The following is a 6735-nucleotide window of genomic DNA, read 5'->3' as shown; positions in this document are numbered from 1 at the left end:
CATCGTGAGGCATCGGACAGGGGGGTGGGGTGGTGTCACCGTGCGCGCGGCGCGATCGGATCATGATCACATGCCGAACACCTCCCGACGCGGTCTGCTGGCCGCCTTCGCGGCCACCGCCGCCGCCGTCCCGCTCGGCGGCCTCGCCGCCGCTCCGGCCCGCGCCGCCACCGCCGCCGCGGCCGCGACGGCTCCCCCGGCCGGACTCGCCACGCCTCGCTCGTCCGTGACGCAACCTCCGCTGGACGCCTCGTACTTCACCCGGCTGACGCTCGGCGGCACGCTCACCGCCACGGTGCTGCCGGGCACGCCGGTCCGCACCGAGGTGACCTCGGGCGGCCGGCGCGTGGCCCTGCTGACCCACGGCGCTCGGACGGTCGTCGTGCCGGGGCCGGAGCGGACGTTCACGGAGAACAAGAAGCCCTTCGTGGACGACTTCCAGCGCACCCTGCCCGACCTGTCGCTCCCCGCGGCGGACCGGGCGTACTGGGGCACGTCGCCGGGCGGCGGTGCCTGGAGCACGCTCGGGCCCGTCGACACGGACTACGCGGTGGTCCCCGGCGGCGGTGTCATCACGCTGACCACCGACTTCGCGAGCCGGCACGCCAGTCTCCGGGACGCGGAGATCACCGACGTCGACGTGCGCGCGGTGGCCAGGTTCGACAAGGTCCCCACGGGGCAGGCCTGTTCGTACGCGCTGACCTTCGGATACGTGGACGTCCACACCAACCGTCGCGCCCGGCTCTCCTTCCTCACCACGGGTGCCGTGGAGCTGCACGTCGAGAAGGAGGTCGACGACGCCGTCGCACCGCTCGCCCCCGCGGTCACCGTCGCCACGGGCGTGCCCGCGGGCACCAACTGGACGATCCGGGTGCTCCGCGAGGGCGAGCGCGTCCGGGTCAAGGCGTGGCGCAGCGACACGACCGAGCCGGCCGCGTGGACCGTCGACGTCACCGACGCGGGCTCCCCCAAGGGGCGGGTGGGGCTGCGGGCGCTCGCCAACGACGGCTGCACCAACCTGCCGGTCAAGCTGACCGTGAGCCGCTTCCAGGTGGACGCCGCCACCTGGGACGCGCCGCCCAGCGTCACCCACCGCGACTGGGTCCGCGTGCTGCCGCAGCCCTTCGACGGGACCTGGACCCCGGAGCTGGAGCAGGTGATCCGCGGGTGGGCCGGCTCCACCGAGCCCGACGTGCTGTCGTACGCGGCCATGTTCCTGGCCGACGCGCCGGCGGTGCGCGGCGGGGCGGGCCCGGCCGCGGACAAGCAGGTGCTGGGAGCGGCCGGTTACGGCTACCTGGACCCGCAGGGCTACCGCTACGAGGGCGCCGACTTCCACGAGTACATGGGCATCGGCTGGACCTTCCCGGACGGCGCGTACACCGGACCCAGCGCCCAGCAGGTCGGCAACCTCGACTGCTCGGGTTACACGCGCATGGTCTTCGGCTACCACATGGGTGTGCCGATGGCCGCGGGCCAGGACACCTCCCGGACCCGGATCCCGCGTGCCTCCCGGTACATGGCGGACTACGCGCCCGGCGTGCGCGTCGACCGGACCGACGGCACGAACCCGCCCGCCGCGCAGGCTCTGCAGCCGGGCGACCTCGTGCTGTTCAACGCCGACTCGGGCGATGACGCCCCGACGGTCACGGTCGACCACGTCGGCATCTACCTCGGCCTGGACGGGGCGGGGAAGCGGCGCTTCCTCTCCAGCCGCAAGACCGGCAACGGACCCACGATGGCCGATCTGGGCGGCGCCTCGCTGCTGGACGGGACGGGCACCTACGCGAAGAGGCTGCACACGGTGCACCGCATCTGACGGGCGGGGGACGCCTCCTGTCCGCGGTGCGGCGCCCCGTTTCAGGGGCGGGGCCAGGGGCGTCCCTCCAGGCGCTCGATGTCGCTGTTGAACCGCCTCAGGCAGGCGGCGAAGTCGGCGACCTCGTCGGGCGACCAGTCGGCCAGCACCTTCTCCAGGCCGTGGAGGTTCGCGGAGCGGTCGGCGTCCAGGCGGCGCCGGCCCTCGTCCGTGATGGTGAACTTGCGGGCGATGCCGCCGTCGGGGTCGGGGATGCGCTCCACGACCCCGGCCTTCAGCATCGAGGCGGTCTGCCGGTTGAGGGTCGAGGCGTCGAGCCCGAAGGCGTCGCTGAGCTGCCCGATGGACATCGGCCCGTCGATCCGGATGCGGTTCAGCACGACGTACGCACTCCGGTCGAGCCGTCCCTCCGCGCTGCGCGCGCCGGGGTTGAACAGATGCGAGTGCCGCCCGATCAGCATGGTCTCGAACTCGATCAGGTGCGTGGGCTTTTCCATGGAAGGCATTTTCCCAAGCCTTTCCCGTGACCTGGCCATCGGCATTCCCTCGCCTCCGCTCCCCTGATCGCGGCCGGTGCGCCGCCGGCCGTGATGTGCACGATACACGAAGCATGCATGATGCAAGGCATGTGTATGCTGCACGTCGATCATCCGGGCGACATCACGCCCGCCCCATGCCGTAGGGAGAACCAGTGACCGGCTCCAAGACCGACGCCCGCCCCGGTGGTGTCGTCGGTGTCCTCGCCTTCGCGGGCATCGTGGCCGCGCTCATGCAGACGCTGGTGGTGCCGCTCATCGGCGACCTGCCGAGGCTCTTCGACACCACCGCCTCCAACGCGTCGTGGGTGGTCACGGCCACCCTGCTCTCCGCCGCGGTGGCGACCCCGGTCGCCGGCCGGCTCGGCGACATGTACGGCAAGCGGCGCATGCTGCTGGTGTCCGTCGCGCCCCTCGTCCTCGGCTCGGTCGTCTGCGCCCTGTCGTCCTCCGTGGTCCCGATGATCGTCGGCCGCGGACTGCAGGGCCTGGGCATGGGCGTCGTGCCGCTCGGCATCAGCCTCCTGCGCGACGTCCTGCCGGTGGAGCGGCTCGGCTCCTCCATCGCCCTGATGAGCGCGTCCATGGGCGTCGGCGGCGCACTCGGCCTGCCCTTCTCGGCCGGCGTCGCCGAGAACTCCAGCTGGCGCGTGCTCTTCTGGGTGGCCGCGGCCCTCAGCCTGGCCGTCGGCGTGCTCATCGCCCTGCGCGTGCCGGCGGACCACGCCCGGCCCGCGGCGGCACGCTTCGACTTCCTGGGCGCGATCGGCCTGGGCAGCGCCCTCGTGTGTCTGCTCCTCGGCGTCTCCAAGGGCTCCGACTGGGGCTGGACGAGCGGCACGACCCTCGGCCTCCTCGGCGCCGCGCTCGTCGTGCTCCTCGCGTGGGGAACGTGGGAGCTGCGCATCGCGGAGCCCCTGGTCGACCTGCGCGTCACGGCCCGCCCCCAGGTCCTGATGACGAACGCCGCCTCGATCCTCGTCGGGTTCGCGATGTACGCCCAGTCCCTGGTGGTGCCCCAGCTGCTCCAGCTGCCCGAGGCCACCGGCTACGGACTGGGGCTGTCGATGCTGGCCATGGGCCTGTGGATGGCCCCCGCGGGCCTGATGATGATGGTGCTGGCCCCGCTCGGCGCCAAGCTGACCGCGGCCCGCGGCCCCAAGATCACCCTCGGCGTCGGCAGCCTGGTCATCGCCGCCGGCTACGCCTCCTCCCTGCCGCTGATGGGATCCACCGGCGGACTTCTGGTGGTCACCCTCATCTGCAACACCGGCGTGGGGCTCGCGTACGGGGCGATGCCGGCGCTCATCATGGGCGCGGTCCCGCAGTCGGAGACCGCGTCGGCCAACAGCTTCAACACCCTGATGCGTTCCATCGGCAGCTCCGTCTCGGCTGCCGTCATCGGTGTGGTCCTCGCCCAGATGACGACCGGCTTCGGCGGGCACCTGCTGCCGTCCGAGGCCGGCTTCCGCACCGCGATGATCATCGGCAGCGGGGTGGGGCTGGCGGCCGCGGTCGTGGCGTTCCTGATCCCGGCCCGGCCGACCGCCGGCGCGGACGCGGTGGATTCGGCGGATGCCCGCACGGGTGACACCGCCGCGGAGCCGGTCGCGGCGGGTCCGGACGCCGGCACCGCACCGCGCCCCGCGTCCGGCGCCACGGCCTGAACGCCCGCCGAATTGCGACAGCACCGTGCCGAGCCGGCGCCCGCGTCCGCCACGGCACGGTGCAGGCGTCAGCGGCCGTACGTGGCCCGGCACAGGTCCACGATCTCGGGCGGGACGGCCTGGGAGCCGTCCGCCTGCCGGCACAGGGACCGCAGGCTCGGGGCCTGCCCCGCGGGTTGCTTCCCGGGCCGGACGCGGTCCGGCCCCTTCGGCACCGGCGTGACGGCCGGGCTCCGGCGCCGGGGTGTCCTCGCCGCCTCGTCCGTGCCGCGCCGCGTCCGCTCCCGCGCCTGCCCCGGAGTCTTCCCCGCCCGCGCCTCGCGGGCGGGTTCCTCGGGCCCGAAGGGCTCGGTCGCGGCCAGCGTCTCCCGGGGTGCCGGCTGCGCGGGCACCGGCCAGGCGGGCCGCGGAGCCGGAGGCCGTACGGCGGCGGGGACCGGACCCGCGGCGGGCGTCGGAACGGCCGGTGCCGGGACGTCGGGGACGGCCACGCAGCCGGTGGTGACGAGAAGCGCGGCCATGGCGAGGGGCGGAGTGACGCGGCGCAGGTGCATGGCGCCACGGTGCCCGACCGCGACGCCCCGGCGGCCCGGTGGGACACCGCACCACCGTGATGAGTGAACGGCGCACGGGACGACCGCCCCCAGGCCGGGTCGTCCGGCCGGTCAGCGGCCGGTGCGCGCGGCGGCCGTCGCCGCTCCCGCCGTGGCGAGCGACCGTGGTGCGACCGGCTCGCCCAGGTGCGCGGCCGCCGTCCGCCACGCGGCCGTCACGGCCTCGCGGGCCCGCGCCGTGCGCTCGGCGCAGTCACCGCCCGTCAACTCGAGCGAGGTGCCGACGTGCACATGGAGCCGCGGCCGGCGCAGCGGCGCGGTGAACAGACCCGCGAGCTGCTTGGCGCCGCCGCCTGACGTGACGCGCCGGGCGCCCGCCTGGCCCAGGGGCACCACCGGCGCCCCCGTCCGCTCGACGAGGCGGGCCAGTCCGCTGCGGAAGTCCTCGGGCGCCGCCTCCCCGGCGTCCCTGCGGCGCGGCAGGCCGCCCTCGCCGTAGATCAGGACGACGCGCCCCCGGTCCAGCGCCCGGGCCGCGCCGGTCAGGGCGTCCGCGGCCCGCCGGTCCCGCCGGTGCACCGGGACGTGCCCCTCGCGCTCCAGGGCGCGGCCGAGCACCGGTACACGCCACAGTCCCGCGGTCGCCAGGACGACGGGCTCCACGCCGAGCCGGCGCAGTGCGGCGAGGACGATCGCGGGGTCGGCGAGCGAGGTGTGGTTCGCGACGACGACGCTGCCGGGGGCGAGCGCGGCGCCGGGGTCGGTGGTGACCGTCAGACGTCCGAAGGCGGGCACCACGGCGTCGGCGAGGCGGCTGAGCATGTGCGCGGGTCTCCTGAGCTCGACGGGACTGGCCTCCATCGTGCTGACGTGCCCCCGCCGCGGACCTGAGTAGCGCTACTCAACCGCGGTACTCAACCGCGGTACTCAACCGTCGTGGTCGACACCCGACCGGCCCGTGCCGCCCTTCGGACCGCCTCCGCTTCCGTCTCCCGGTGGCGCCCGGCCCGCCCGGGGCGCGCGACCGGGCCGTCCTCCCGGCCCGCCCCGTCGCCCACTCGTCCTGAGGCCCGGGCCTCGACTGCTCCCGGCAGGCAGCCGGGCGCGACCGGCCGGGCCCGTGCCGCACGGGCACGCCGATGGCGTCGGGGAACCCGTCAGGCGGCCGGGATGTCTCCCCAGGCCTTGGCCAGGCCCTCCAGCCACGCCGGGGGCAGCTCCGCGGAGTCCCAGGCGGCGCGCAGCTCCTCGGGTGCCGTACTGAGGCGTTCGAGTACGGCGATGCCGCTGGGGGAGTGGGCCAGGGAGTAGCGGCTGTGGATGCCGACGGCGCTGCCGGGACCGTAGTCCGCGTACAGCCGCGTCAGCCGCTCGCCGTGGGCGCGGGTGAACTCGTCCAGCCGCCCCGCGTACCCGGCCCGCTCGAGGGCGCTCATGGTGCCGAGCACGGCGGTCAGCACCCGGTCCGACTCCTCGGGGTCGAAGTCCGAGGCGTGGGCGAAGACCAGGTACAGCGGGGTCACGGCGACTTTCGCCCGTTCCACGTCCACGAATCCGACCGGGGGCAGCGGCCGGCCGTCCGCCCGGGAGCCCCCGTGGGGTCCCGTCGCGGTCGCCTCCTGCAGGAGGCGGTCGGCGATGCCGCCGAGTGCGGCACCGGCCGCCCGGGCGCCGTCGGACCAGCCGTCGGCGTACTCCTCACCGCGTCCGTGCGGGAGCTCGCCGCCGATCTTGCCGAGCTCGCCGTGCGCCTCCGTGAGGGCGCCGGCCTCGACCAGCGCGACGAGCATCGCGGCCTCGTCCCCGAACACTCCCGCGCGGCCGAGGAGTTCGAGGACGGTCTGCTTGGTGTTCTGGACGCTGGCGGAGTTCAGCGGGTGCCGTGCCTCCTCGGCCGGGTTCACGGTGCGCTTCCTTTCGTCGTGACGGTCTCTCTGTGCTCTGGCCTCTGGGCCCTGTGCGCTGCCTTCCGGGATCCGTGCGTGTCTGCGCCGCTGCCCTCCCGGGCGGGCCGTCAGCACGGGGCGACGGCTCCCGGTGGCCGCGGTGTCCTCTCCGTGCGGATCAACATCACTCCATCATCCACGACTCCCCGTGCCGGGGCGGGCGTGGGCGCGCGTCACGCGGCGGTCGACCGGGTGCACCCGCCGGTCCACGCG

General features: G+C 74.9%; 6 protein-coding genes. 2 read left to right on the top strand and 4 right to left on the bottom strand.

What is annotated here, in order from left to right:
• The first annotated feature begins 70 nt into the window (after window positions 1–70).
• Window positions 71–1819, top strand: coding sequence for an NlpC/P60 family protein (locus tag EAO71_RS35045; protein WP_147981870.1), 1749 nt, complete (start codon window positions 71–73; stop codon window positions 1817–1819).
• Window positions 1820–1860: 41 nt separating this feature from the next.
• On the opposite strand, the gene EAO71_RS35040 is transcribed toward EAO71_RS35045, so the two are convergent.
• Window positions 1861–2316, bottom strand: coding sequence for a MarR family winged helix-turn-helix transcriptional regulator (locus tag EAO71_RS35040; RefSeq protein WP_147981869.1), 456 nt, complete (start codon window positions 2314–2316; stop codon window positions 1861–1863).
• 194 nt (window positions 2317–2510) lie between these two features.
• Here EAO71_RS35040 and EAO71_RS35035 point away from each other — a divergent pair, with 194 nt between their 5' ends.
• The gene (locus EAO71_RS35035) at window positions 2511–4022 is read left to right on the top strand and encodes an MFS transporter (protein ID WP_147981868.1); all 1512 of its coding nucleotides are present in this window, start codon (window positions 2511–2513) and stop codon (window positions 4020–4022) included.
• A 68-nt stretch (window positions 4023–4090) separates the two neighbouring features.
• On the opposite strand, the gene EAO71_RS35030 is transcribed toward EAO71_RS35035, so the two are convergent.
• From EAO71_RS35030 to EAO71_RS35020, 3 genes are all read right to left on the bottom strand, one after another.
• Window positions 4091–4576, bottom strand: a complete 486-nt coding sequence (locus tag EAO71_RS35030; protein WP_147981867.1) for a hypothetical protein — start codon at window positions 4574–4576, stop codon at window positions 4091–4093.
• Window positions 4577–4687: 111 nt separating this feature from the next.
• On the bottom strand, window positions 4688–5398 hold the full coding sequence (locus EAO71_RS35025; RefSeq protein WP_147981866.1) for a lysophospholipid acyltransferase family protein: 711 nt from the start codon (window positions 5396–5398) through the stop codon (window positions 4688–4690).
• 335 nt (window positions 5399–5733) lie between these two features.
• Entirely contained in the window at window positions 5734–6480 is a 747-nt protein-coding gene (locus EAO71_RS35020; protein ID WP_147981865.1) for a hypothetical protein, read from the bottom strand.
• Between the last annotated feature and the right edge of the window lie 255 nt (window positions 6481–6735).

Origin of the sequence: Streptomyces sp. MS191, from assembly GCF_008042125.1 — a bacterium.
GTDB lineage: Bacteria > Actinomycetota > Actinomycetes > Streptomycetales > Streptomycetaceae > Streptomyces.
The sequence above is the reverse complement of the archived record's forward strand: the minus strand, read 5'-3'. Positions and strand labels throughout refer to the sequence as shown.

Excerpts from the sequence above, each read along its gene's own strand:
- EAO71_RS35045 (WP_147981870.1), top strand. The coding sequence starts at position 71 with ATGCCGAACACCTCCCGACGCGGTCTGCTGGCCGCCTTCGCGGCCACC.
- EAO71_RS35040 (WP_147981869.1), bottom strand. The coding sequence starts at position 2,316 with ATGGAAAAGCCCACGCACCTGATCGAGTTCGAGACCATGCTGATCGGG.
- EAO71_RS35030 (WP_147981867.1), bottom strand. The coding sequence starts at position 4,576 with ATGCACCTGCGCCGCGTCACTCCGCCCCTCGCCATGGCCGCGCTTCTC.
- EAO71_RS35025 (WP_147981866.1), bottom strand. The coding sequence starts at position 5,398 with ATGCTCAGCCGCCTCGCCGACGCCGTGGTGCCCGCCTTCGGACGTCTG.